Origin of the sequence: Paenibacillus sp. cl130 (genome assembly GCF_900116035.1) — a bacterium.
Lineage (GTDB): Bacteria > Bacillota > Bacilli > Paenibacillales > Paenibacillaceae > Paenibacillus > Paenibacillus polymyxa_B.
In genome coordinates, this window is the sequence record NZ_FOYG01000001.1 from 1,040,451 (window position 1) to 1,063,970 (window position 23,520).

The 23,520-nt window shown below is 46.9% G+C and carries 25 protein-coding genes; 8 read left to right on the forward strand and 17 right to left on the reverse strand.

Annotated features, from left to right (window positions below):
* Positions 1–258 precede the first annotated feature (258 nt).
* Positions 259–981 (forward strand): site-specific integrase, encoded by a 723-nt coding sequence (locus tag BM358_RS04950; protein ID WP_049828514.1) that lies wholly within the window; start codon positions 259–261, stop codon positions 979–981.
* A gap of 99 nt (positions 982–1,080) precedes the next feature.
* On the opposite strand, the gene groL is transcribed toward BM358_RS04950, so the two are convergent.
* The 7 genes from groL to BM358_RS04985 all read right to left on the reverse strand — a co-directional run bounded on the left by groL (position 1,081) and on the right by BM358_RS04985 (position 6,435).
* Positions 1,081–2,709, reverse strand: a complete 1,629-nt coding sequence (gene groL, locus BM358_RS04955) for a chaperonin GroEL (RefSeq protein ID WP_013309215.1) — start codon at positions 2,707–2,709, stop codon at positions 1,081–1,083.
* A 73-nt stretch (positions 2,710–2,782) separates the two neighbouring features.
* Positions 2,783–3,064 carry a co-chaperone GroES gene (gene groES, locus BM358_RS04960; RefSeq protein WP_007429271.1) on the reverse strand — a complete coding sequence of 94 codons (282 nt, stop codon included), beginning with the start codon at positions 3,062–3,064 and terminating at the stop codon, positions 2,783–2,785.
* A gap of 360 nt (positions 3,065–3,424) precedes the next feature.
* Positions 3,425–4,192, reverse strand: coding sequence for a twin-arginine translocase subunit TatC (tatC, locus tag BM358_RS04965; protein WP_028543078.1), 768 nt, complete (start codon positions 4,190–4,192; stop codon positions 3,425–3,427).
* 111 nt (positions 4,193–4,303) lie between these two features.
* Positions 4,304–4,555: a twin-arginine translocase TatA/TatE family subunit gene (locus BM358_RS04970; protein WP_013309213.1), complete on the reverse strand. Its 252-nt coding sequence runs from the start codon at positions 4,553–4,555 to the stop codon at positions 4,304–4,306.
* Between the two features lie 103 nt (positions 4,556–4,658).
* On the reverse strand, positions 4,659–5,141 hold the full coding sequence (locus tag BM358_RS04975; RefSeq protein ID WP_013309212.1) for a MogA/MoaB family molybdenum cofactor biosynthesis protein: 483 nt from the start codon (positions 5,139–5,141) through the stop codon (positions 4,659–4,661).
* A gap of 113 nt (positions 5,142–5,254) precedes the next feature.
* Positions 5,255–5,743 carry a cyclic pyranopterin monophosphate synthase MoaC gene (gene moaC, locus BM358_RS04980; protein ID WP_013309211.1) on the reverse strand — a complete coding sequence of 163 codons (489 nt, stop codon included), beginning with the start codon at positions 5,741–5,743 and terminating at the stop codon, positions 5,255–5,257.
* A gap of 38 nt (positions 5,744–5,781) precedes the next feature.
* Positions 5,782–6,435: a 5-formyltetrahydrofolate cyclo-ligase gene (locus BM358_RS04985; protein ID WP_028543079.1), complete on the reverse strand. Its 654-nt coding sequence runs from the start codon at positions 6,433–6,435 to the stop codon at positions 5,782–5,784.
* Between the two features lie 270 nt (positions 6,436–6,705).
* Here BM358_RS04985 and BM358_RS04990 point away from each other — a divergent pair, with 270 nt between their 5' ends.
* Entirely contained in the window at positions 6,706–8,670 is a 1,965-nt protein-coding gene (locus BM358_RS04990; RefSeq protein WP_028543080.1) for an ABC-F family ATP-binding cassette domain-containing protein, read from the forward strand.
* Positions 8,671–9,217: 547 nt separating this feature from the next.
* Here the strand turns inward: BM358_RS04990 and tsaD are convergent.
* Genes tsaD through tsaE form a run of 4 tightly spaced genes read right to left on the reverse strand, consistent with a single transcriptional unit; the run spans position 9,218 to position 12,131 of the window.
* Entirely contained in the window at positions 9,218–10,282 is a 1,065-nt protein-coding gene (gene tsaD / locus BM358_RS04995) for a tRNA (adenosine(37)-N6)-threonylcarbamoyltransferase complex transferase subunit TsaD (RefSeq protein WP_028543081.1), read from the reverse strand.
* The gene (rimI, locus tag BM358_RS05000; protein ID WP_023987470.1) at positions 10,279–10,794 is read right to left on the reverse strand and encodes a ribosomal protein S18-alanine N-acetyltransferase; all 516 of its coding nucleotides are present in this window, start codon (positions 10,792–10,794) and stop codon (positions 10,279–10,281) included. The genes tsaD and rimI overlap by 4 nt, the downstream gene beginning before the upstream one ends.
* A gap of 17 nt (positions 10,795–10,811) precedes the next feature.
* Positions 10,812–11,648 (reverse strand): tRNA (adenosine(37)-N6)-threonylcarbamoyltransferase complex dimerization subunit type 1 TsaB, encoded by an 837-nt coding sequence (tsaB, locus tag BM358_RS05005; RefSeq protein ID WP_028543082.1) that lies wholly within the window; start codon positions 11,646–11,648, stop codon positions 10,812–10,814.
* Between the two features lie 3 nt (positions 11,649–11,651).
* Positions 11,652–12,131 carry a tRNA (adenosine(37)-N6)-threonylcarbamoyltransferase complex ATPase subunit type 1 TsaE gene (gene tsaE / locus BM358_RS05010; protein ID WP_028543083.1) on the reverse strand — a complete coding sequence of 160 codons (480 nt, stop codon included), beginning with the start codon at positions 12,129–12,131 and terminating at the stop codon, positions 11,652–11,654.
* A 134-nt stretch (positions 12,132–12,265) separates the two neighbouring features.
* Between tsaE and BM358_RS05015 the strand changes: the two genes are divergently transcribed.
* From BM358_RS05015 to BM358_RS05035, 5 genes are all read left to right on the forward strand, one after another.
* Positions 12,266–12,796, forward strand: coding sequence for a cysteine hydrolase family protein (locus BM358_RS05015; protein ID WP_028543084.1), 531 nt, complete (start codon positions 12,266–12,268; stop codon positions 12,794–12,796).
* 612 nt (positions 12,797–13,408) lie between these two features.
* Positions 13,409–14,593, forward strand: coding sequence for an acetyl-CoA C-acetyltransferase (locus tag BM358_RS05020; protein ID WP_028543085.1), 1,185 nt, complete (start codon positions 13,409–13,411; stop codon positions 14,591–14,593).
* 55 nt (positions 14,594–14,648) lie between these two features.
* A complete protein-coding gene (locus tag BM358_RS05025; protein WP_023987465.1) occupies positions 14,649–15,389 on the forward strand; it encodes an acetoacetate decarboxylase in 741 nt (246 codons plus the stop codon).
* A 40-nt stretch (positions 15,390–15,429) separates the two neighbouring features.
* Positions 15,430–16,095 (forward strand): CoA transferase subunit A, encoded by a 666-nt coding sequence (locus tag BM358_RS05030; protein ID WP_023987464.1) that lies wholly within the window; start codon positions 15,430–15,432, stop codon positions 16,093–16,095.
* On the forward strand, positions 16,092–16,748 hold the full coding sequence (locus BM358_RS05035; protein WP_023987463.1) for a 3-oxoacid CoA-transferase subunit B: 657 nt from the start codon (positions 16,092–16,094) through the stop codon (positions 16,746–16,748). Before BM358_RS05030 ends, BM358_RS05035 begins: the two co-directional genes overlap by 4 nt.
* Positions 16,749–16,988: 240 nt before the next feature.
* Here the strand turns inward: BM358_RS05035 and BM358_RS05040 are convergent, their stop codons facing one another.
* The 3 genes from BM358_RS05040 to BM358_RS05050 all read right to left on the reverse strand — a co-directional run bounded on the left by BM358_RS05040 (position 16,989) and on the right by BM358_RS05050 (position 18,198).
* Entirely contained in the window at positions 16,989–17,168 is a 180-nt protein-coding gene (locus tag BM358_RS05040) for an H-type small acid-soluble spore protein (protein ID WP_023987462.1), read from the reverse strand.
* 56 nt (positions 17,169–17,224) lie between these two features.
* Positions 17,225–17,464, reverse strand: a complete 240-nt coding sequence (locus BM358_RS05045; protein WP_023987461.1) for a hypothetical protein — start codon at positions 17,462–17,464, stop codon at positions 17,225–17,227.
* Positions 17,465–17,799: 335 nt separating this feature from the next.
* Positions 17,800–18,198 carry a RidA family protein gene (locus BM358_RS05050; protein WP_028543086.1) on the reverse strand — a complete coding sequence of 133 codons (399 nt, stop codon included), beginning with the start codon at positions 18,196–18,198 and terminating at the stop codon, positions 17,800–17,802.
* A 422-nt stretch (positions 18,199–18,620) separates the two neighbouring features.
* On the opposite strand from BM358_RS05050, the gene BM358_RS05055 reads away from it, so the two are divergent.
* Positions 18,621–19,535 (forward strand): non-homologous end joining protein Ku, encoded by a 915-nt coding sequence (locus BM358_RS05055; protein WP_013309197.1) that lies wholly within the window; start codon positions 18,621–18,623, stop codon positions 19,533–19,535.
* 22 nt (positions 19,536–19,557) lie between these two features.
* Here the strand turns inward: BM358_RS05055 and BM358_RS05060 are convergent, their stop codons facing one another.
* The 3 genes from BM358_RS05060 to BM358_RS05070 all read right to left on the reverse strand — a co-directional run bounded on the left by BM358_RS05060 (position 19,558) and on the right by BM358_RS05070 (position 23,519).
* On the reverse strand, positions 19,558–21,363 hold the full coding sequence (locus tag BM358_RS05060) for an ABC transporter ATP-binding protein (RefSeq protein WP_028543087.1): 1,806 nt from the start codon (positions 21,361–21,363) through the stop codon (positions 19,558–19,560).
* Positions 21,364–21,505: 142 nt separating this feature from the next.
* Positions 21,506–23,002, reverse strand: coding sequence for a nucleotidyltransferase domain-containing protein (locus BM358_RS05065; RefSeq protein WP_028543088.1), 1,497 nt, complete (start codon positions 23,000–23,002; stop codon positions 21,506–21,508).
* A gap of 28 nt (positions 23,003–23,030) precedes the next feature.
* The gene (locus BM358_RS05070; RefSeq protein ID WP_028543089.1) at positions 23,031–23,519 is read right to left on the reverse strand and encodes a lasso peptide biosynthesis B2 protein; all 489 of its coding nucleotides are present in this window, start codon (positions 23,517–23,519) and stop codon (positions 23,031–23,033) included.
* Position 23,520 lies beyond the last annotated feature (1 nt).

Consider the following 23,520-nt stretch of genomic DNA (forward strand, 5'->3'; position numbering starts at 1 on the left):
ACCTTGGGACTGGCTGAAGACCTATTCAAAAGGCAAGGTGAAAAAAAGTACCGTTAGAGTTAGAGAAAAAGAAATTAAAATCCTATTGAGGTATATTCCAAAGGTCATAATAGACAAGGTTACACATAAACAGCATCAGGACATCTTAAACGATTTAGATGATCAAGAGTATGCCAGGACAACCATTGAGGGCGTTCACGTAACTGCGAATATGATCATGAAATATGCAATAAAAAACAAAATGAGATTGGATAATCCATGTTCGGGTGCAATTATTCCGGCGAAAATGCTGACGGTAGAGGCATTGAAAATAGTACAATCGAGGATGGTTACTTAGAAAAACATGAGCTGGCTGAATTTTTAAATGCAGTGAAAGAACACGGTTTACCTTGTGACATTGAAATCTTTCACTTGCTTGCCTTTTCAGGGATGCGATCTGGGGAACTCTGTGCTTTAAAAGATACGGATTTTAACTTTGAGTTAAATGAGTTACGAATAACCAAAACACTTTACAATCCTGATAATAACATGCGTAAATACACTCTAACTCCACCCAAATCTACAGGATCTATTCGTAAATTTAATGTAATTGATATTGTTATGAATTTGCTTCAAGAACACATTGTTAAACAGCGAACGCTCAGACTTGAATACAAAAAATTATTTACTGACTATCATGAAAACAACTTTGTTTTTGCTCACAAGAATGGCTACCCGCTCATTCAGAAAAATATATTAATCCGAATGGAACGCATTCTCAAGAAGACCTCCATTACAAAGAAAGCAACTCCTCACATTTTTCGGCACACCCATATATCAATGCTGACTGAAGCTGAAGTCGATCTCAAAACAATCATGAAGAGAGTTGGCCATGATGACGCAAAAACTACACTTAAAATCTACACACACGTCACAGAAAAAATGAAGAAAGATGCCAATGAAAAGATTAAAAATCACTTTTCCGACATCCTTCAAATCTGACTCCGTGCAGAGAATGTGATTTTTATGTGATTTTATAGAAAAGGGCTCCCTCTCGGGAGCCTTTTAAATAGCGGTATTACAGGGTTTTGATACCCTTTGTTACATCATGCCGCCCATTCCACCCATTCCGCCCATGTCAGGCATTGCAGCCTTTTCTGGTTCTGGCTTGTCAGCGATAACCGCTTCGGTAGTCAGGAACATTGCTGCTACGGAAGCAGCGTTTTGCAATGCATAGCGAGTTACTTTTGCAGGGTCCACGATACCAGCGTCGATCATGTTTACCCAGTCGCCAGTAGCTGCGTTAAAGCCTACGCCAACTTCTTCGCGTTTCAGACGCTCAACGATTACAGAGCCTTCTTCACCTGCATTAGCAGCGATGGTGCGGATTGGAGCTTCCAGAGCGCGCAACACGATGTTCACGCCTGTTTGCTCGTCGCCTTGCAGTTCAACAGCTGCAACTGCTTTGTATACGTTCAGGAGCGCTACACCACCACCGGATACGATACCTTCTTCAACCGCAGCACGGGTTGCGTTCAGGGCATCTTCGATGCGCAGTTTGCGTTCTTTCAATTCTGTTTCAGTTGCCGCACCGACTTTGATGACTGCTACGCCGCCGGACAATTTAGCCAGACGCTCTTGCAGTTTCTCTTTGTCGAACTCAGAAGTGGTTTCTTCCAGTTGCGTACGGATTTGGCTAACACGAGCATCGATGTCGGCTTTGTTTCCAGCACCGTCAACCACAATCGTATTTTCTTTTGTAATACGCACTTGACGTGCTGTACCCAGTTGGTCTACGGAAGCTGTTTTCAGGTCTAGACCCAGTTCTTCCGTGATCACTTGACCGCCTGTCAGGGCAGCGATATCTTGCAGCATTGCTTTACGACGGTCACCAAAGCCTGGAGCTTTAACAGCTACAGCGTTGAATGTACCACGCAGTTTGTTGACAACGAGCATAGCCAGCGCTTCGCCTTCGATGTCTTCAGCGATCAGAACGAGTGGCTTGCCTTGTTGTACGATTTTTTCAAGCAATGGCAGGATTTCTTGTGTGTTTGTGATTTTTTTGTCTGTGATCAGGATATATGGATTGTCCAGTACAGCTTCCATTTTGTCCGTATCTGTAATCATGTACGGGGAAATGTAGCCACGGTCAAATTGCATACCTTCAACCACTTCCAGCTCTGTTGCAAAACCGCGGGATTCTTCAACCGTGATTACACCGTCTTTGCCCACTTTTTCCATAGCTTCAGCGATCAGTTCGCCTACTTCGTCATCAGCAGCGGAAATACCAGCTACTTGAGCAATGGATTGTTTGCTTTCGATTGGTTTGGAGATGGCTTGCAGTTCAGCAACAGCTGCTTTAACCGCTTTGTCAATCCCTTTACGGATACCGATTGGGCTTGCGCCCGCAGTTACGTTTTTCAGGCCTTCTGTGATGAGGGCTTGAGCCAAAACAGTAGCAGTAGTCGTACCATCACCAGCTACATCGTTCGTTTTGGTTGCTACTTCTTTAACCAGTTGAGCGCCCATGTTTTCAAACGCATCTTCCAGCTCGATTTCTTTTGCAATCGTTACACCGTCATTGGTGATGAGCGGGCTACCGAATTTTTTCTCCAGTACAACGTTACGGCCTTTCGGTCCGAGTGTTACTTTAACAGCATTAGCCAATGCGTCAACCCCGCGCAGCATAGAGCGACGAGCGTCTTCACTAAATTTAATATCTTTAGCCATTTGTGATAAACCTCCCTATGGATTATGAATGATTTGTTTCAATTCCTATATTCAGGTCTTGTCCGGGTTCCGGTTAACCGATGATCGCGTGGATATCGCTTTCTTTCATAATCAAATATTCTTTACCTTCATATTTGATTTCCGTTCCAGCGTATTTAGAGAAAATGACACGGTCGCCTTCTTTTACTTCCAGAGGAATACGGGCACCGTCTTTCAATGCGCCTGCGCCAACCGCGATAATTTTGCCTTCTTGCGGCTTTTCCTTGGCAGAGTCAGGAAGTACGATCCCGAAGGAAGTCGTTGTCTCTTGCTCAATTGCTTCCACCAATACGCGTTCACCCAAAGGTTTGATCATGAAAAAATAGCCTCCTTATTAAGTGTTTTATCCTGTAATTTGGTTGTTATGTTGTATGTATTAGCACTCGACAGTCGTCAGTGCTAACAACCAACTTTATGATACTCAACTTGAGATTGAATTTCAAGTCCCTAATGTATTTTTTATGGGAATTTTTATGGACAGCCCTTCCCGATTATATCCATCTATCTGAAAAATAACCGTTAACCCAAGGCTAATGGTTACTTTTAAGGCAGCTAAGCTGCTGCTGTTCATACTCTGTAAATAGTTATGATATACAAATGCTATTCATTATCTGCAAGTTGTCATGTAGCGCGGACCCGAATAAATTGTTTACTGAGCCATTCAGGTCCTGCCTTATTATTCCGAAGCTACACGCAACTGGGCCTCACGTTCCTCCTGCGCACGCAGCTGCCTGCGGTACACGACCGAAGACAAATACACGCTCACTTCATATAGCACCAGCAACGGAATCGCCACCAAAAAATCGGAAATAAAGTCCGGCGGAGTAATGACAACCGCGACGAACACAAGCAGAAAATAAGAAATCTTCCGCCATTTGCGAAGCCGCATTGGTGTTATAACATGAATCCCCGTCAGAAACATAATAAGCAGTGGGAGCTCAAACAACAGCGCTACAGGCAGTACAATATTAAACATAAAGGTGAAATATTGTGCGATCCCGTACGTTTCCTGTAATCCCATACTTTTGGTGACAGACGATGTAAACTGAATCGCCATTGGGAAAATAATGAAATAAGCAAAAGCTGCCCCAATGATGAACAAAAGCAGCACATAAGGCACATACCGCAAAGTCGCACTCCGTTCTTGCGGTCTTAAGCCCGGGCTGACAAACTTCCACAGTTGGTAGCAGGCAAACGGTAGCGCCACCGCAATCCCGATGATCATGGCGATCTTCATGTAGATACCAATCCCGTCCCAAAAGGAAAACGCGTTTAACTGAAAAGCTTGCGCCGAACCGGAGCGAATAAGCCAGTCATAGACAGAACCCGCCGCGAACAGACCACCAGCCAGTGCCAATACAAATACAATTAGCACATAAATAATTCTGCGGCGAAGCTCTCCCAGATGTTCCATTAACGGCATTTCATGCTCTGATGGGATCAAGTCCATTCCTCCTTTCTGAACGGAACGCAGCAGCGCCTCCTAAAAAATAAAGCCCTTCACTGAAGAAGAGGCTCTTGTTTATTGTACAAGCATCAAGAATTATAACTAAATCTATGACAAGCGTTTATCCTCAGGCTGAGGTTGAACTTCTGAAGACGTCGTTTGTGATGCTTTGACCACACTATCTTTGCTGTCTTTACGCTCAGTCCGTTCATCTTCTGATAAAATATCGCGTGCCCCGTTTTTAAACTCACGGAATGTACGCCCTACAGCTCGACCCAGCTCAGGCAGCTTGTTCGGACCAAATAACAGCAGCGCCAGAATAATCAACAAAATATAACCCGGTGCTCCAATATTGGGCATGTGTAGTAATCCTCCTTATGTTGACGGACAAAATAAGAATCTTTGCCCGTATACGGCCTTATAAATTCTTATAGGTATCATACCACACACGATGTGCTGCCTTCTACCGGAACTGGCCTGTCACCATAAGCAACGCTTCTGGAAGTTGGTCCATTATCGCTGCCAAATTTTCATGCACACCTTTAGGCGTTCCTGGCAAATTGACGATCAGTGTACGTCCACGTATTCCCACGATTCCACGGAATAGCATAGCCGCTGGATTTTTCTGCATCACGATCATTCTCATGGCTTCCGCCATGCCTGGCACTTCCCGTTCCACAACCCGCCTAGTCGCCTCGGGTGTCACATCACGGATCGCCAGCTCAGTTCCGCCCGTAGTTAGTACCAGGTCTGCATGAAAATAATCGGTCATTTCGATTAAAGCTGCAATAATTTCATCCGGTTCATCGGGAACGATCCGGTATTCCACAATCTCTCCGCCCAGTTCTTCTTCGATGAGTTCCCGGATGACCTGTGCGCTTGTATCCTCACGCTCTCCCCTTGCCCCTTTATCACTGGCTGTTAGGATCGCCGTTTTCCACACCATAAGATCACCCTTCTCCTATCATGAAAGAATACTTTCTCTTCTGAAAATCAGAAACAGCCACGCTGCATCCTCCATCACATCACAGTACCCTCTCGGCGACAATGTTGTCTATGTCAAGGTTCCCGGTGGTCCTCCCTTTGAAAATCCCCATGCTTGCCACCTGTTTTGGATTGCAGCATGGTAGGGCCGATGATCATATCTTTTTGCAGCGCCTTGCACATATCATACACGGTTAACGCTGCGGCTGAAGCCGCTGTCAAAGCTTCCATTTCTACACCTGTTTTACCTTCGGTCTTCACTTCAACTTCAATATGAAGCACATCATGTCCATTATCGGAAAAAGTAATGTTCACGCCTGTCAGGGCCAGTGGATGACACATCGGTATCCAGTCTGACGTTTTTTTCGCACCTTGAATCCCTGCGACCTGGGCCACAGCAAGAACATCACCCTTGCCGATTCTTCCTTCTTTTACAGCCGTCAATGTAGCCGGATTCATCGTAATCTGAGTCACGGCAACTGCTGTACGAATCGTAGACGTTTTACCCGAAATATCTACCATCCGAGCCCGTCCCTGTTCGTTAAAATGAGTAAAGGAATCCACGACTCCCTCACAGCTCCTTTCACATACCCAACTTTACTTCATTCATCATTTGTCAATTTTGCATAATCACAATCTAAGCGTCCATCCAGAGTAAACAGCACGTCCACTCGCAAATCCCTTGGCTCCATGGGCACCTGTATCAGCAATTGTCCCGGCAGCAGCAGCGAGACATAAAGCGGACCAACGTGGCTGTTGTTACGCTTCTCTGCCTCTACCTGTACGGTAAAGCGGTCATAATAGCCTCCGCCGTAACCAATCCTGCCCCCACGTCGATCAAAGGCCAAGCCAGGCACAACAACCCAGTCAATTCCCGCCCACATTTCAGGCGACCATTCCTTGCATGTCAAAGCAGGCTCAGGGATGTTCCAGATACCGGGTACAATATCTCCGTACTGATCCATCTCCCTCAGCTCCATAGTCCGGGTTACCGGATCCACTCTTGGGGCCAGGACACGATCTCCCTGTGACCAGCAATGCTCAATGAGGGGAGTCGTCGAAATCTCGCTGCCAAAAGAGAGATAACTAAATAAGGTTAGCTTATCTCCGTTTCTGTCTATTCTAAGCTGCTCCCATGCCTCGATTGCATGCCGACAGGCCACAGCCGATGCCTTCTGCCTTGTCAGCGGGTCCATGGAGTCACGCGCTTCCCGTTGCTGCAAACGCAGCGCGTTCTTCACATTACAGACATCCATCACATCCGCCCTCCCGCACAATCGTCGATAATCTTTAAAACGTTACTATTGTCCCATTTGTCAGTAAGTGCTGTACGTTGCAAGTTTTTTTCATTCTTTTTCACTTCTCGTTTAAGTTTATCATTGTTTATACAAATTGACTACACGCGGCTCAAGGGTTTACGGGGTGAAAGCAGTGCAATAGTGGGTAATTTCATGTAAACTGGAAGGAAGGTACCTGCGAAGAAAGCAGGTAGAACTGTGCAAAATGTAATGGAGGAACGATACGCTATGCTATTGCAAGTAACCGGAATTACTAAATCCTATGGAATTGAGCCCGTTCTGGACGGGATTAACCTTCAAATATTGGAACGTGAACGTATTGGACTCGTAGGTGTGAACGGTGCAGGCAAATCGACCCTGCTCAAAATCATTGCTGGTGAAATATCCTATGACAGTGGACAAATTTTCAAGGCGAAGGAGACCAGCATCGGTTATCTGGCGCAAAACAGCGGCTTGAATTCTGATCGTTCTATCTGGGGGGAAATGATGCTGGTGTTCACTCCCCTGATTGAAGCGGAACGGGAACTGCGGCAAATGGAACAGGACATCGCTGACCTGGCCAATGCTCAAAACGAAAAACGCTACGCAGATCTGCTGGAACGCTATGCACGTCGTTCAGACTGGTTCAAGGATCACGGTGGTTATGAAATGGAGACCCGTATTCGCAGCGTGCTGCACGGCATGGGCTTTGGTTCATTTGCACCTGAGACGCCTGTAGCTACTCTGAGCGGAGGACAGAAAACCCGGCTTGCGCTAGCACGCATCCTACTGCTCGCCCCAGATGTCCTTATGCTCGATGAGCCTACCAACTATCTGGATATTCAAACACTGACCTGGTTGGAGGACTATTTGCGCGGCTACTCCGGTTCTCTGCTGGTTGTATCACATGACCGTTATTTTCTGGACCGACTGGTAACGACGATTATTGAAATCGAACGCCATCGTTCTACCCGATATACAGGCAACTACAGCCGCTACATGGAGTTGAAGGCTGCCGAATACGAAACGAACCTGAAACATTACGAAAAGCAGCAAGGAGAAATTGCCCGTTTAGAAGCATTCGTACAACGTAATATCGTACGGGCTTCCACGACCAAACGCGCTCAAAGTCGGCGCAAGCAGTTAGATAAAATGGAGCGTATGGATCGGCCCATGGGAGACTTGAAAAAGGCTCATTTTTCCTTTGAAACAGCCCATATGTCAGGTAAGGAAGTGCTGGAGGTACGTGACCTCTCTGTGGGGTATGAAGGTAAAAAGCCTTTATTCCAGCACGCATCGTTCGACTTAAAACGTGGAGATACCGTGGCACTGATTGGTCCGAACGGGATCGGAAAATCGACGTTGCTCAAATGTCTGACCGGATCACTTAAACCTGTTGCTGGCTCCATCCACTGGGGCACAAAAATCAAAATCGGCCTGTATGACCAGGAGCAGACGAACCTGAACCCCGCCAATACCGTACTGGAGGAGTTGTGGAGCGAATACCCTCATATGGAAGAAGCACGTATTCGTACAGTGCTGGGTAATTTCCTGTTTAGCGGTGACGATGTACTGAAAAAAGTAGCTGCATTAAGCGGAGGGGAAAAAGCCCGCGTTTCTCTGGCCAAGCTCATGCTGCGCGAAGCCAACGTATTAATTCTAGATGAGCCTACCAACCATCTGGATTTGTTTAGCAAGGAAGTGCTGGAAGCAGCTTTGATGGACTATGACGGTACACTGTTGTTCATTTCCCATGACCGTTATTTCCTGAACAAAATGGCGGAACGTGTCATCGAGCTGCATCCTGAAGGGATAGAACATTTCCTGGGGAATTATGATGACTATGTAGCCAAAAAGCAGGAGTTAGAGGAAATTGCGCTGGAAGCTCTTGAGGCAAATCAGCCCACACGCGGCAAAACATCGGCTGCCTCTGCATCCGTGACAGACGAGACCACGTCCAAATCACGCGCCGCCACCTATGCGGCGGACAAACAAGCCAAAAGCGAGGAACGCAGCCGTCAACGCAAGCTGGAGGCATTGGAAAACCAGATTAAAACGCTGGAAGAACAAATTTTAGGGCTGGAGGAACAAATGACCCTGCCTGAGATTTATCAGGATTACACAGCGCTTCAGAATATTCAGGCACAACTCGACACCCATAAACAGGAATTGACTGAAACCTATACCGCTTGGGAAGAGCTGTTAGAAGAATAAACACTACTGCATAAAATCTCAGCCTTAAAAATTTCACATTTTCCTCTTTTGTATTTTTGTACACAAGATTATCCACAGCTTATGTGTATGAATGAGATTGAAAAATGGCCTTTTGGGCCATTTTTTTATTGATAAAAAGCCGTTTTCAAATGAAAACCAAATTTATCCACCCTTTTATCCACATTATCCACAGATTTCACAAGAACTAAAGGTGTTACATATCCCCCAACTTGCTATCTCCAAAAAGTCTTATCCTGCTTGCTTCGGGCTCGGTTATCCACATTCGAAGCGGTATATGTGGATAACTTTGTTCACAACTTGACAAATCACATCATTATTCGGGCAGTATCAAAATTCCAGATTTTTTTGATGAATCATGAAAAATCGTGAACAATTGTGACGAATAATGTGAGGGAATGAGATACTGCCATTCATTTGCTCAAACTCCTGTATTTTATCCTCTTGAATTTATATTTTTATGATAGTTATGGAACGGAACAAAAAAGACACGACTCAACTGTGCCGTGTCTTGCTCATTCTTCTTCAATTAAGTTTGGACAGACCATTCTTCCAGAGACAGTCCTGGATCAGCCTTCATATCCAATGAGGTAAATTCCCCGCGCTTCCATTTGGCGTAGGCCGCAGCGCCGATCATCGCTGCATTATCTGTGCAATATTTCATCGATGGTACAAGCAGCTCAATTCCTTCGCGCTCACAGCGCTCACGCAATGCTGTACGCAGTCCGCGATTAGCAGCCACACCGCCACAAAGCAGGAGCTGCTTCGCACCGTATTCACGCATGGCACGAATCGCCTTTTCCACCAGCACCTCGACGACCGACTCTTGAAAGCCTCTTGCGATCGCTCCGACATGAACAGTTTCTCCGCGCATTTTCGTCTGGTTAATTACATTCAGCACTGCAGATTTCAAACCGCTAAAGCTAAAATCATAAGAATCCGGCTCCAACCATGCACGCGGCAAAGTAACCACTTCCTCCGATTCATGAGCCACACGATCCACATGCGGACCGCCGGGATACGGAAATCCAATGGCTCTCGCTACTTTGTCGTAGGCTTCTCCAACCGCATCATCCCTTGTACGACCAATGAGTTGAAAATGACCTTCGGACTCCATCAGCACCAGCTCTGTATGTCCTCCTGACACAACGAGAGCAATGCACGGATATACGATATCATGCTCCAGCTGATTGGCATAAATATGTCCCGCGATATGATGCGTCCCGATTAATGGCTTGCCGAACGCCAAAGCAGCGCTCTTAGCGGCGACAATACCAACCAGCAATGCACCAACCAGTCCTGGTCCTTGTGTCACGGCAACCGCCGAAATCTCGCGTGGGGTAATTCCTGATGTTTGCATGGCCTCGTCCAGCATGTAGGTGATGCTCTCCACATGTTTGCGTGAAGCCACCTCTGGCACAACACCACCAAAGGCTTTGTGTGTTTCAATTTGACTGGAAATCAGATTCGAGAGCACCTCTGTGCCATTTTTCACGACAGAAACAGCCGTCTCATCACAACTCGTTTCCACTGCCAGTATATAGCAAGGCTCGCCGGAGGCGGAGCCTGTACCTACTTTTTCCTCTTGCATCATTGCTTCTGCACGCTTCCTTCCTGTTCACCGGATGCCCCATGCGCGGGAAGATCCGCCCACATGATCACAGCATCCTCGTTATTATCCGAATAATAGCCTTTGCGCACACCTGCGGGCTTAAAGCCTTTTTTCTCATACAAGCCTTGAGCGATCTGGTTCGTTACCCGCACCTCCAGCGTCATACGTTCCATCCCTAAATAAGAGGCGGTCTGCATCAGCTCATCCAACAGCTTGTCTCCAAGCTTACGTCCGCGATAAGCCTCACGAATCGCAATATTCGTAATATGGGCCTCATCCATAATCGTCCACATGCCTGCGTAACCAATGGCTTGTCCGTCTAGTTCCATAATCATATATTTAGCGAAATGATTCATCGTCAGCTCATTGCGGAATGCTTCCTCTGTCCACGGTAGCGTGAACGCTTCATGCTCAATCTCCAGCACATCGGGAATATCATTCAGTTGCATCAAGCGAAACTCAAGTTTCTCTTCCCGCTGTATGTTCTTTGCCATGTTGTTCACCGCTCTCTTCAGCGCTGGCGAAGCAGATTGGCTTCCGCCTCCGCCAGCTGGGTATAATTAGGAACCAGCGTATGTAGCTCGTCATGTTCTTGACGAAGCAGCTTATCCGCCCCAAGGCGGCCAACCCATCTTCCTTCCAGCTCATAAGGTACGCTACGAAGCTCGCTCCAAGCACGCAGGCGCTCGGCTGTTTCGGCGTGAACCGCCGTTTCACCGACTAGCCAAATGACTGGAGGACGCTCTTCAGAGGGCAAAGACTCCAGCCGTTGCAGCAGGTGATCGGTCCAAGCAGTCATCAACCGGATTGCATCTGGCTCCAGCCGTTGCGGACTCTCGACGTCGTCAACTGTACTCACGGCGAACAGCCCCGTGTAAACCTGACCACGGCGCGCATCCAGTACGGGCACAATCCAGTCTGCTGCCTGTGCTCCGGACGAACCGTTATTCACAGACTCATTTTTACCTTCTTGCCCCTTCATCTCGATGCCGCGATTCCAACCACCCCACGCCAAAGCGTGCAAAGTGGATATGGACGTCACCGGGACACCCCAGGCCCAAGCGAGTGTTTTGGCTGCGGTCACGGCAATCCGGATACCGGTATAAGACCCCGGTCCAACACCAACTGCAATGCCGTCTACATCATCTCGTGTCAGCCCTTCTTCATTCAGCAGTCGCTCCAGCTCGGAAATCACATGCACGGAGTGATTACGTTCGCCATAGACGTTGCTTTCTCCCAGCAGTTCTCTTCCGTTCATCAGAGCGGCCGCCATCACGGTCGTCGCTGTATCTAACGTCAAAAACCGCTCACGCGGCTTTACATTCACATCTGTATGCTCTCTTTGCATGGTTCAAACTCCATTCTCCCGCAAACTGCGGCACCATTGTTCATAAGGCTCGCCGTACCCGGTCAGGTGAATCAAGCGCTCCCCGACATCCGTTGTTTCTATATGCATGTGAAGCCGCTGCTCTGGCAATATATCCGGTATAATACTACCCCATTCCACCAGACATACTCCTGTCCCGTAAAAATATTCGTCCAGCCCGAGATCCTCCGCCTCGTCCTGGGAAATCCGGTACACATCCATATGATACAAAGGCAATCGGCCCTCGTACTCCTTAATGAGGGTAAAGGTTGGACTATTTACGATGCCCGGCACACCTAAATGGCCGGCAAAAGCCTTGGAAAAAGCAGTTTTGCCCGCTCCCAGATCTCCATCCAGCACAATTACCGTTCCGGGAACCGCTTTGGCTGCCAAAAAACCTGCCAATGACCCGGTCTGTGCCTCTGAGACAGAACGGAACGTAAACTGCTCCTGCGAAATTGTCATATATTTTAATCACCTTTCGTCCGAATCGGACCGTTCCAACTTGTTCTTTATTATATAGTTCACCTTATGTCGCCGCAAGGCATGAAGACATGCTATTGTAAGTTAGATGATACACACAGGGAGGGATTGAAACGATGGGGCAAACCGTTTTACTCATGATTGATGTTCAGCAGGCTATGTTCATGTATGATGAGAAGCTGTATCGTGAACAGGAAGTTGTAGCGCATTTGCAGCAGCTTTTGGACAAAGCCAGAGCTACAGGTACACCGGTGATTTTTGTACAGCATACCGATGAAGCGGATGAGGATTTTCGGGAAAACAGTGTAGGCTGGGCCATCGCCGACGTGGTGCGTCCTCTTCCTCATGAACGAATTGTCCGTAAATCATCTTGGGACAGCTTCTACCAAACTGAATTGGGCCATGTGCTAAAGGAACTGGGGGCCGATCAACTCGTAATCGCGGGGATGCAGACCGAGTTTTGCCTCGACACGACTTGCCGAAGCGCCTATAGTCTGGGATACCAGAACAACGTGCTCGTATTAGATGCGCATAGTACATTTGATAGCAAGGTGCTGAGCAGTGAACAAATTGTAGCGCATCATAATGGGATGCTTGGCAATCGTTTTGTGCGTTTACTCGCGACAGCGGATGTACATTTTTCGTGAGTTGTTGAAGTTTTATGTTCCAAGCCGATTGCTTTCAAGCAAGTCGGCTTCTTTTATTGTTCATACGAAAAAACCGCCCTTTCAAGTGACACCGTTAACAAGAAGCAAGCTGGCACAATATAACGAAGATTATGAATATTGAAAGGCAAATCCGTCTTCAGAACATTCTGGAGACTTTTTTTATTTCCCAGCGATGAGTTAGATGATATTTGCGAGGAAAACTTTTTCACGTATGGATTGTAACTTTCATTTTTAACAGAAAATTCAATTTATGATCATGATTTTCAGAAAAATTAAGAAATTAACAGAAAACGTTAGAATGGCCTAATTATTGTGGCCTATATGGCTCTATAAACATCTGTACATAGATATGTGTATATTTTTGAACATTGAGCAAAATCTGCATTAGAACTATGATGAAACTGGTTTTAATTTCCAACGAGAGAAGGCGATCGAACCCTCACACTCACTGTCTTAGGCACCATGATATGCCCGCAAGCAAATGTATCTTGCAGTCGCTACATCTCGTAGGTTAAGAACGGAAATTACGAATTGAAGTGCAATCATGGATGTATTGTGTCTTGAACACAACGAAAGGAATGTGAGTTTTTAATGAAAAAAGTAGCTTTAGTAAGCCCGTTGAGAACAGCGGTCGGCTCTTTTAACAAAACCCTTGCGCCTCTAAGCGCTCCTGAACTGGGAGCAACTGTGATGACAGCATGCCTTCAGCAAAGTAAATTAGAGCCTTCTTTGATTGATCAAATTTATTTGGGAAATGTTCTTCAGGCGGGCAATGGCCAAAATCCTGCCAGACAGGCGGCACTAAAAGCCGGTATCCCTATTGATGTACCCGAAACAACGATAAACACAGTTTGCGGTTCAGGACTCCATGCCGTTGCTTTAGCTTACAATTCAATATTGGCTGAACAAGGCAACATCGTCTTGGCCGGAGGCATGGAGAGCATGTCGAATGCCCCTTACCTGCTAAGAAATGCAAGAAACGGCTACAAACTGGGCAACGGTGAGTTGGTAGACTCCCTGGTGGCCGACGGTCTTACGTGCCCGATCAACCATTACCATATGGGAATTACCGCAGAAAATGTTGCCGAGAAATATGGAATTTCAAGACTTGAGCAGGATGAATTTTCCTATCAAAGCCAGATAAAGGCCGTAGAAGCTAAAAACAAGAAGCTTTTTGAAGAGCAGATTGTTCCAGTCATGATTAAAAATAAAAAAGAAACTATATCTTTCACGGAGGACGAACACATAAGAGGAAATACAACGAAAGAAAAACTTTCTCAATTAAAACCTGCCTTTAAGGAGAACGGAACAGTTACCGCCGGAAATGCTTCAGGAATCAATGATGGCGCGGCGGCTATGCTTGTAGTGTCGGAAGACAAATGTAAGGAACATGCGTTAAAGCCGTTGGCATATATCAAGGGTTATTCACTTGTTGGCGTTGACCCTGCATATATGGGAATGGGACCGGTGAAGGCCATTTCGTCACTTCTGAAGCAACAGGGAATGTCTATTGATGACATCGATCTTTTTGAAATTAATGAAGCGTTCGCCGCACAAGCACTAGCGGTATTGAAAGAGCTTGGAATCAATCCTGAGAAGGTGAATGTCAATGGCGGCGCGATCGCGATCGGGCATCCTGTCGGTGCAAGCGGTGCTAGGGTATTGGTTACGCTGGTTCATGAAATGGTGCGAAGATCTTCACGTTACGGCATCGCCTCGTTATGCATCGGAACGGGAATGGGAATAGCGATGCTAGTTGAAAATGCACTCATTTAAAGTGCGAGTTCAGGATGACTTTTAGAACTATCTCTTAAAAGGAAGGGAGATCGCTATGAATCAAAAAGATGTACTTTCACTCCAATCCATGCCTGCGGCCAGCGGCAGTTATGGGCGCCCGCCATGTCGCTTCATCAACCGGGAATTTTTCATCATTACCTATGAATCCGATCCCGCTGCGATTAGACAGGCGGTCCCGGAACCTCTTCAGCCGGATGGAAGCAATACCGTTTCCTATGAATGGATCAAGATGCCCGATTCATCCGGGTTAGGAAGCTATGAGGAAAGCGGTATTGTCATTCCGTGTACTTTTCATGGAGAACCCTGTAATTTTGTTGCCCAAATGTATTTGGATAACGCGCCTGCTATTCTGGGAGGACGTGAAATCTGGGGATTTCCGAAAAAATGGGCGAAGCCTCGCTTGATCGTTGAGGAGACGGAAACGCTGACGGGTACATTGCATTACAACAACGTCCTGGTGGCCACGGGAACCATGCCTTTCAAATATAACATTCTTGATGAAAAGGAAACGGCTAAAGCCATCGCAAAAACGCAAGTTAATTTGAAATTAATTCCTGATGTTGACGGTACCCCTAAAATTGCTCAGTTGGTAGCGTATAATCTCGAAAACATTACGGTTAAAGGCGCCTGGTCAGGGCCTGCGAGGTTAAGCCTGATTCCCCATGTCAACGCTCCTGTGGCAGATTTGCCGGTAAAAGCTTATATTGGCGGAAAACATTTTATTGCCGATTTAACGCTTCCATATGGAAGAGTCCTCTATGATTATCTCCAATAAAGTTGCTTTCCTAAAAATATATATATAAGGAGAAGGAACCATGAATAACAAAGTAATCTCCGCTGAAGAAGCAGTTAAGCAGATCAAAGACGGAGACACGGTGATGGTCGGAGGTTTTCTGGCAGGAGGCTTTCCGGAGGAACTTGTACGTGCGCTTGTCGACACCAATCCCGCCAGCAATCTTACGATTATATCCAATGATACAGGCACACCGGAATTATCTATCTATAAGCTTGTAAAAAGCGGCAGAGTAAAGCGGATTTTTGCATCCTATATTGGCTCTAATCCGGAAACGGGAAGGCTCCTGATGACGAAAGAAGCGGAGGTTCAACTCTTCCCGCAAGGTACGCTCGCTGAAAAAATACGTGCAGGAGGAGCAGGCTTGGGCGGTGTTTTAACGCCTGTAGGTGTAGGCACCATTGTAGAGGAAGGAAAAAAGAAAATCCAAATTGACGGGAGAGAATATTTGCTCGAACTGCCGCTCAAAGCGGATGTGGCGCTAATCAGAGCTCATAAGGCTGATGAAGCGGGAAATCTTGTCATCAACGGCTCTTCACGTAACTTCAATTTGGTAATGGCTACAGCGGCAGAGTATGTAGTTGCTCAGACAGACGAATACGTAAAGACGGGAGAAATTGACCCCAATCATGTCAACGTTCCCGGAATATTTGTCGACGCAATTGTAAAGGTGGGTGAAAACGCATGAATAACAGAGAATTCATTGCTCGAAGAATAGCCCAGGAATTTAAAAATGGCGAAGTTGTCAACCTTGGTGTTGGAATGCCTACAATGGTGGTAGACTATATCCCCGAAAACATTCATATTATGCTGCAGGCTGAGAACGGAATCCTCGGTGTAGGCCCAAAAGCGACTCAGGGGAAAGAAAGACTCGATTGTATCGATTCAGGCGGAAACTATGTTACAACTATGGAAGGAGCTTGCTTTTTCGACAGTTCGCTTTCATTTTCTATCATCCGTGGAGGGCATGTGGATATCACCGTGTTGGGCGCCCTGGAGGTCGATGAGAAAGGCAACCTTGCAAGCTGGATGATCCCAGGGAAAAAGGTTCCGGGCATGGGGGGAGCCATGGATTTGGTGGTCGGAGCCAAGAGAGTGATTGTAGCCATGGAGCATGTGAACAAAAATGGAGCGCCGAAAATACTGGAACAATGTAAACTACCCCTGACCGCTGTAAATGTTGTAAAGACCATCGTAACCGAAAAGGCTGTCATCGATGTTATTCCAGGTAGTGGGCTGATGCTGAAGGAAATTGCGCCGGGTTTATCGGTGGAAGACGTTCAATTGGCAACTGAGGCTAAACTGATGATTTCACCACATTTAAAGGCCATTGCAGTATAAAGTCATGTAAAGGAACCAACTCCACCTTCAAATTAACTTGTCTGGCGTTTAACTTGTTCCCTCGACTGTATTCATTATTACAAATAAGGTTCGCTAATTGCTCATTGAGCAATTGCGAGCCTTTTAGGGTTGAAGCGGGATCATTCAAGCAGCATTCTACGATGAAAGCCTACAGCTGTCCAAGATCTTTCTAAAGCTATACCCCATACTATGGGAAAAATCTGGTTTGGTGCCCCTCTTCTATTGTTCTTCCAGACGATCCACACGGACGGTTTGGGTATTGCCGGGTCTGCTACCTATCTGTACCGTTGCCATACCGTTTGCTTGGTCTACATGCTCAATCCAGATCGGTTTACCATCCAATTGTACGGCAATATTTTCGGATGAATCATAAATAGCTTTTGCTCGTTCCACGTTCATGTTATTCTTCCCCTCCTGTTTGTTGTTGTGTGCATTCATTCAGAAATATAGTTCACCTAGTCTTCATCTATAATCCGTTCAACGTCTAATGAAGGGATGCTATGAGAAGGCGAAGTTGAAACTACAGCCTCCAAATCCACATGAGCCACAGCTACGGGAAAAGGCGGACGGATTCCATGTGAAAGAGCAAACTCGGGCGGCAATGCATCCTGTTCGCCTCCAGCTGGGCCCCGAAAGGCGATTTGGCTTTGACCCACACGATGCCTGATTTGCTGAGGATAGGATTTTCCGGACATAAATTGTGTACCCCCTTTTGAATCGGATATGCCTTACTATGTACCAAAATTACTGTAACCATGCGCACGCGGGAGCAATTCGCTGTCTTCATTCACAACTCATACAAATCCTTTGTACGAAGCATAAAAATGATTTGCTCACAACCAAGGCGTTGGAATCGAAGGATGCAGATGCGGATAGCTCATCACTATGCGATGCTCGGTAATCGTTTAGTGCGTTTGCTTGCGACGACGGATGTACATTTTTCGTGAATTTAAACATAAAACAGCCCCAGCTTCTCACGAAGACCGGGGCTATCTATGATTCCATCCCATAAATGAGGTGCGTATTATTTTTATGCTTTAGCTGCCCAAATTTCAATTTCAATTTTTATTTCAGGCAATCCTAGAGCAGTAAGGTAGCCGATAGTCATTGCAGGATAATCATTCCCGAATAACTTTTCCCATTGGGAATACATGTAATCCCAATCTATCTGCTCAGTTGCCCATACATTTACTTTTATAATATTGTCAGCGGTTAATTGTTCGGCGTCCAAAACTGATTTAATGTTATTAAAAGTATTGCTGATTTGTAGGTTAAAGCTTTCTGGGAATTGGCCATTCTGATCTACTCCAACTTGACCCGAAGTCACGAATAGCTCTGAATTTCTTGGAACTTTAGTTATATGTGTGTAATTCCCTACTGGTTTCGGCATAGCTGCCGGGTTTTTTCTAGTTATTTTTTCATTTTTCATTTAATCGACCTCGTCATTTTTAAATTTTTCTACCGTTTCTTCTAACCACTTTTAGGCAGACTCCACCAATAAAAATGATTTTAGAAAAAAACAGCAGTAGAGTATCCATATCCAAAAGATATAAAGTTTAATGATCTTTTCTTCATGACATGAACACTCCTTTCTTTAAAATGTCAAAATCGTTGGTTATCCCTTATCTTAATATAACTAATGTAACTTAACAAGTTCATATCATTGTGTTATGCGATGTAGTCATACCTCAGAATGCAGATTAGTTGGCTTGCTCTTTTCTTTACACCTCATACATTCCTTTCTCCGAAGCATACTAAGTGAAAAATCTAAGTGAAAAATGGATATGCTCACAGCCGAGCGTTGGAAACGAAGGATACAAAATGCGGATTTAAGAAAAGGAGGACTGCGGTATGCATACGGTCTGGAAAGGCGCGATCAGCTTTGGGCTGGTTCATGTGCCCGTTAAAATGTTTTCTGCGACTGAGGATAAGGACATTTCCATGCGTTATATTCACAAGGAGTGTGGAAGCCCACTTAGCTATGTACGAAAGTGTCCCGTTTGTGACAAGGAGGTCGAATGGGAGGAAATTGGAAAAGGATACGAATATGAAAAAGGAAAATTTGTCATGTTCGACAAGGAGGAACTGGAGCAAGTTAGCGGACAAGCGGATAAAAATATTGTTATTTTAGATTTTGTGGATTTGCAGGAAATTGATCCGATTTACTTTCAGAAAACGTATTATCTGTCCCCGGATCAAGCTGGCTCCAATGCGTATAAGCTGCTCATGAATGCGATGAAGGATACCGGGAAAATCGGGATTGCCCAAATCTCCATCCGCTCTAAAAGCAGCCTGGCGGCTATTCGGGTGTTGGATGAATGTTTGGCGGTGGAGACGATGTTTTACCCCGATGAAATTCGCCCCATTGCTCAAGTGCCTAACTTACCGGGGCAGGAGGAGGTTAAAGAGAAGGAGCTGACCATGGCAAAAATGCTAATCGAGCAGCTATCTACACCTTTTGATGCAGCAAAGTATACGGATCAGTACCGCGAGCGTCTGCTGGATCTCATTCAACATAAAGTGGCTGGTGAAGAGGTGCGAATCGCCCCAACACAGCCTCAGACCAATGTAGTAGATTTAATGGCCGCCCTTCAGGCCAGCATCGAGGCAGTGCAACCTGTCGTTACCGATCCCGGCCCTGCTGCGAAAAAACGCCCTGCGCGTAAACCAGCGGCCCCAACAGCACAGCAGGCTGTTGCAGGCGAGAACATCTCTCCGACTCCAGTCAAAAAGAAAAGAAGCACTGCCAAACGTAAAGAAACTTAAGCTGAGTTACAGAAAAGTCTGGTTAAGGGGTGGCGGTGACACTGCTTTGATACGATAGTAGCTGACTGAACGCCCCCCGCTCCTCTTGTTCCAGTTGGTGGTAGTTCCCCTGCTGTATGACCTCGCCTTGATCCAGTACGACAATTTGATCCGCATGTCTGATAGTTGACAGGCGGTGAGCAATGACGATCAACGTCATTTGACCTTTCATCCGTTCCAGTGCTGCCTGAATTGCGGCTTCATGCTCACCATCCAGCGCACTTGTCGCTTCATCTAGTATAAGTACCGAAGGATGATGCAAGACAGCCCGTGCTAATACTAGCCGTTGACGTTCTCCTCCAGACAGACGAATCCCGCGATCTCCAATTACTGTGTCCAGCCCTTCGGGCAATCTGGATACAAAGTTGTCTGCGGCGGCAAAATGTAACGCCTCCCATAGCTGCTGCTCACTAGCATTCTTATCTGCCAGCATCAAATTTTCGCGGACAGTCGCGTGAAATAAAAATGGGTCTTGTGACACGTAGCCAAACGACTGCCGCCACTGGAGCAACAATTCGTCGTCCAGAACAAGCCCGTCTATTGTAATCTGCCCCCCAGTTGGACGTAAAAAACCCATCAGGACATCGACCATTGTACTTTTACCTGCTCCCGATTTCCCTACAATGGCTGTCATTCCCCGAGCGGGTATGAACAAGTTAATATGACGCAGCGCAGACTCTGCTGCACCATCGTAGCGATAATCCAGATGGCTGCATTCGATCCCATGACGAAGGGACAGGGGTTGCCGTACAAATGCAGATACAATCAATGACGGATCTGTGAAAGCTTCGCACTCCTGTTGCACCTTGGTGACACTTTCAAAAGCGGAGATCATAGACATGATGTATTCCAGACTCGCTTGAATAAGAGCAAATCGGGGCCATAAGCGGGAAAATATAAGAATCAGCACAATCAGTTTTTCAGGAGTAACATGCAGCCACTGCAGCGATGTAAATATGACACAAGCGACAAAAACAGCTGCCGCTGTACGATGAAAAAACTGTGTGGTCGCATTTTGCCGGACAAATTGGGTCGTATTATCCTCCATGCGTTGTGTCAGGGAGCGAAACCAATGGATATTCGCCGCTTCCAACAGATTGCTTTTAATATCTTTCATGCCGTTCATGTGATCCGTAATCCCAGCAAAATAAACCTGCGACAGCTCAGTGGTACGATCACCTAATTGTTTGGCATTTCGAATGGAGCGGCGGAACACGACAAACAGCCCCAATCCACTCAGAAATACCAGCCCGGTTAAAGAGGGGGATAACCAAAAAGCCAACGCAATCTGGATCATCGTAAACATGACAGCAGTAGTCAGTTGAAGAAGCAAATTCGTTCCCTGACTGACACGCGCCAGCTCGGTCGTCATCACATGGCTAAAATCAGATTTACGCTGACGCAAATAAAATGCCCACTGCGCCTTCATAAAGGAAGTGTACACGTCTATTCGCAAAGAGCGCATAAAACGCTGCTGAATCCGCGAATTCAGGATGGATTGGTAACGCTGAAGCAAAGCCTGCCCTGTAAGCAGCACTATAAAAACCATCAACATCCCCGGCAACAGCCAGCTTTTAGGAATGAACGGCAAAAAATGTTCCAATCCACCAGACAGAAATGGCATCCCTGAATGACCAACAAATACGCCGATAGCCGCCAGCATAGGAACAAGCATATAAATGCCAAAACCCTCCAGCAGGCTGACAATGATCATACATCCAATATTGAGAAATAACGCACCGCCGTTCACGCTATACAGCTTTGTCATATATAATCGCAGGTGAACCATAATGCACACTCCTTATCCAGGATTTTGAAAAATTCGATTCCAGTCGCTCCAAAGTGCAATATATAGACGAACTAGACCATTTCGATCTATATATTGTTCATTGAAAGTCGCTTATTGGATTTTTGCAAAATCCTCTATCGAGTCAGTGCTTTGAAAATCGCCGCTTCAGCCAAAGAAATGGACGTAAAGGGATATACAAAAAATGCAGCTGGCGAGGCAGTGGAAAAACGGCCGAATCCCCCGTAGAAGGAAACAAACGGCTGATGAGGTACCATAGTCTGTGTCTTGGCTCTTTTAAGGAAAGCAAGTAAGTGCGGCTGACCGGCTGATGGGCAGCCGCCGTGTTTCTGGTCATGACTTGGCTGGAGGCGACAGCTGGAGTAATGGGGGCACAACTGGTAGCAGTGCTCATCGGGCTATGATCGGCGTTACTGGCATCTTCCGTGATGCTAGTAACGCCACTGGTGGCAAGCATGGCTGCTTCGCCACAGGTACCGCATACCGAAGCACCGCCATCCGGAGGGGCGGCCTCCGCTTGCTCCGCCAAAGCTCTGCTATGCAGCAGCTCTGATGGAGCAAGCCTACCTGTACTCGGCCCGTGGGCAATCGGGTACGGTGCGGGAACGCTGGCCTGCATGAAGGCCAGCGCGCTCAGCGCGAGCCTGTGCGCCTGCCGGGTAGCCGATGCCGGACGCATCGGCTCCGGTATCGGCGTACCCAACAGCGCAGCGGCGAGTGCCCAAGCCTGCCCCCCAGCAGGCAGGCCCCCGTAGCGGCGCATCATCGGCAGTAGCGCCTCCCAATCGACAGCACATACCGCAAGCCTGTCGATGTCAACCAGCCAGCGCAGCCTTAACCAGCCGTGACGCGCACCATGCGCGCTCAAGTACAGAAATTGATGCTCGCTGCCAAGCGTATACATACAGGACGTCATCACAGTCCTGTTGTCGGCAGGTCCCAACGGTACCTGCCGACTGGTTCCTGCAGCTTTGCCCATTTTCCGGCAGTTCCACAGCTCGTCAAAAGAGGGTTCCCCACCCCCATCCGGGTGAAGCCGCCAATGCAGCTCAATCTCTACCCGTTTTTGGGGATGGAGGTAGGATGCATGATGGTCCTTCCATTTCCAACTACCAAGGACACGCACTTCTCCGCTCTTGGACGCATATCCGGCTTCCTTCATCCAATGCTCAGCCTCATCCATATCGTCAGGGGCAATGAGTAAATCTATATCCTTGGAGGTACGCAGAGAAACATCCCCGTACAACTGCTGCGCCAGAGCAGGACCCTTCAACATAAGCACACGAATTCCATTAACTATGAGCAGCCTGGTCAGACGCTCGGCTTCTGCTTGAAGATGGAGCATGCGAAGCGTGTTTCGATGATACTGCGCCTGAAGGTTTCGCAACAATTCTGCGGGAATGAACGGATGATTCAATGTTTTCAGTTGGAGATACACCGTAGGTACCACTCGATGGTGCTCGGTCAGACGTAAAAAGCGGACCCAATCCATCTCACGCAGCTGGGTAGCAGCAGTCTTATCCTGCCAATGAGAAACGTCTTTCCCCAATAGAGAGAGTAACAACGTTAATTCTTGATCCTCATTCCAATTCGCAAGTTCCAAAACAGACTTGGTGGGCATGCATTCTTCTCCTTCTTGTCTCATCGCATTAAAGCAAAGAACTGCCTTTATCTTTCATTTTTTTTGTATTTGTAGCCATCACAGCACGTCTCCCGAATATCCCCACCACCGTAAATGCTTCCATCTCCCGTTTCCCCGTAACATAAATCGGTCCGCTACGTACCCATGCATGTGCGGCCAAGCGTCCAGCGGCATTTTTGGCTGTGCCCAGATACAGCGTGCAGTCCAGTTTTCTGCGCCCCAGCAACGTCATCGCCGCAGCGGCTTGTACAAGACAACTACTGCGCCAAGGAGTATAACGGCTTGCCAGCTCCACAGCGTGCGAAATCTGCTGAATGGACTTCTCCTGCCTGACATCACACTGCCATGGAGTTTCTTCCATACATATGCCCCAAACACTTGAGTAATCCCCAAAAGAACGACGCTGGCGCAGCCTCGCCCATCCCAGCTCCAGCCAGGCTTCCGGCAACAATTTCCTGACCTCTGGAGACAGGAGAAGAAGCCGTTGTATCCGCATG

Excerpts from the sequence above, each read along its gene's own strand:
- BM358_RS05045 (WP_023987461.1), bottom strand. The coding sequence starts at position 17,464 with ATGTCCGGAAAATCCTATCCTCAGCAAATCAGGCATCGTGTGGGTCAA.
- BM358_RS05035 (WP_023987463.1), top strand. The coding sequence starts at position 16,092 with ATGAATAACAGAGAATTCATTGCTCGAAGAATAGCCCAGGAATTTAAA.
- BM358_RS04950 (WP_049828514.1), top strand. The coding sequence starts at position 259 with ATGTTCGGGTGCAATTATTCCGGCGAAAATGCTGACGGTAGAGGCATT.
- BM358_RS05070 (WP_028543089.1), bottom strand. The coding sequence starts at position 23,519 with ATGCGGATACAACGGCTTCTTCTCCTGTCTCCAGAGGTCAGGAAATTG.
- BM358_RS05050 (WP_028543086.1), bottom strand. The coding sequence starts at position 18,198 with ATGAAAAATGAAAAAATAACTAGAAAAAACCCGGCAGCTATGCCGAAA.
- tsaB (WP_028543082.1), bottom strand. The coding sequence starts at position 11,648 with ATGCAAAGAGAGCATACAGATGTGAATGTAAAGCCGCGTGAGCGGTTT.
- BM358_RS05030 (WP_023987464.1), top strand. The coding sequence starts at position 15,430 with ATGAATAACAAAGTAATCTCCGCTGAAGAAGCAGTTAAGCAGATCAAA.
- BM358_RS04975 (WP_013309212.1), bottom strand. The coding sequence starts at position 5,141 with ATGGTGTGGAAAACGGCGATCCTAACAGCCAGTGATAAAGGGGCAAGG.
- BM358_RS05015 (WP_028543084.1), top strand. The coding sequence starts at position 12,266 with ATGGGGCAAACCGTTTTACTCATGATTGATGTTCAGCAGGCTATGTTC.
- BM358_RS05020 (WP_028543085.1), top strand. The coding sequence starts at position 13,409 with ATGAAAAAAGTAGCTTTAGTAAGCCCGTTGAGAACAGCGGTCGGCTCT.
- rimI (WP_023987470.1), bottom strand. The coding sequence starts at position 10,794 with ATGGCAAAGAACATACAGCGGGAAGAGAAACTTGAGTTTCGCTTGATG.
- BM358_RS04970 (WP_013309213.1), bottom strand. The coding sequence starts at position 4,555 with ATGCCCAATATTGGAGCACCGGGTTATATTTTGTTGATTATTCTGGCG.
- BM358_RS05055 (WP_013309197.1), top strand. The coding sequence starts at position 18,621 with ATGCATACGGTCTGGAAAGGCGCGATCAGCTTTGGGCTGGTTCATGTG.
- groES (WP_007429271.1), bottom strand. The coding sequence starts at position 3,064 with ATGATCAAACCTTTGGGTGAACGCGTATTGGTGGAAGCAATTGAGCAA.
- tsaE (WP_028543083.1), bottom strand. The coding sequence starts at position 12,131 with ATGACAATTTCGCAGGAGCAGTTTACGTTCCGTTCTGTCTCAGAGGCA.
- BM358_RS05025 (WP_023987465.1), top strand. The coding sequence starts at position 14,649 with ATGAATCAAAAAGATGTACTTTCACTCCAATCCATGCCTGCGGCCAGC.
- BM358_RS05065 (WP_028543088.1), bottom strand. The coding sequence starts at position 23,002 with ATGCCCACCAAGTCTGTTTTGGAACTTGCGAATTGGAATGAGGATCAA.
- BM358_RS04985 (WP_028543079.1), bottom strand. The coding sequence starts at position 6,435 with ATGGATGTCTGTAATGTGAAGAACGCGCTGCGTTTGCAGCAACGGGAA.
- groL (WP_013309215.1), bottom strand. The coding sequence starts at position 2,709 with ATGGCTAAAGATATTAAATTTAGTGAAGACGCTCGTCGCTCTATGCTG.
- BM358_RS05040 (WP_023987462.1), bottom strand. The coding sequence starts at position 17,168 with ATGAACGTGGAACGAGCAAAAGCTATTTATGATTCATCCGAAAATATT.
- BM358_RS05060 (WP_028543087.1), bottom strand. The coding sequence starts at position 21,363 with ATGGTTCACCTGCGATTATATATGACAAAGCTGTATAGCGTGAACGGC.
- tsaD (WP_028543081.1), bottom strand. The coding sequence starts at position 10,282 with ATGATGCAAGAGGAAAAAGTAGGTACAGGCTCCGCCTCCGGCGAGCCT.
- BM358_RS04990 (WP_028543080.1), top strand. The coding sequence starts at position 6,706 with ATGCTATTGCAAGTAACCGGAATTACTAAATCCTATGGAATTGAGCCC.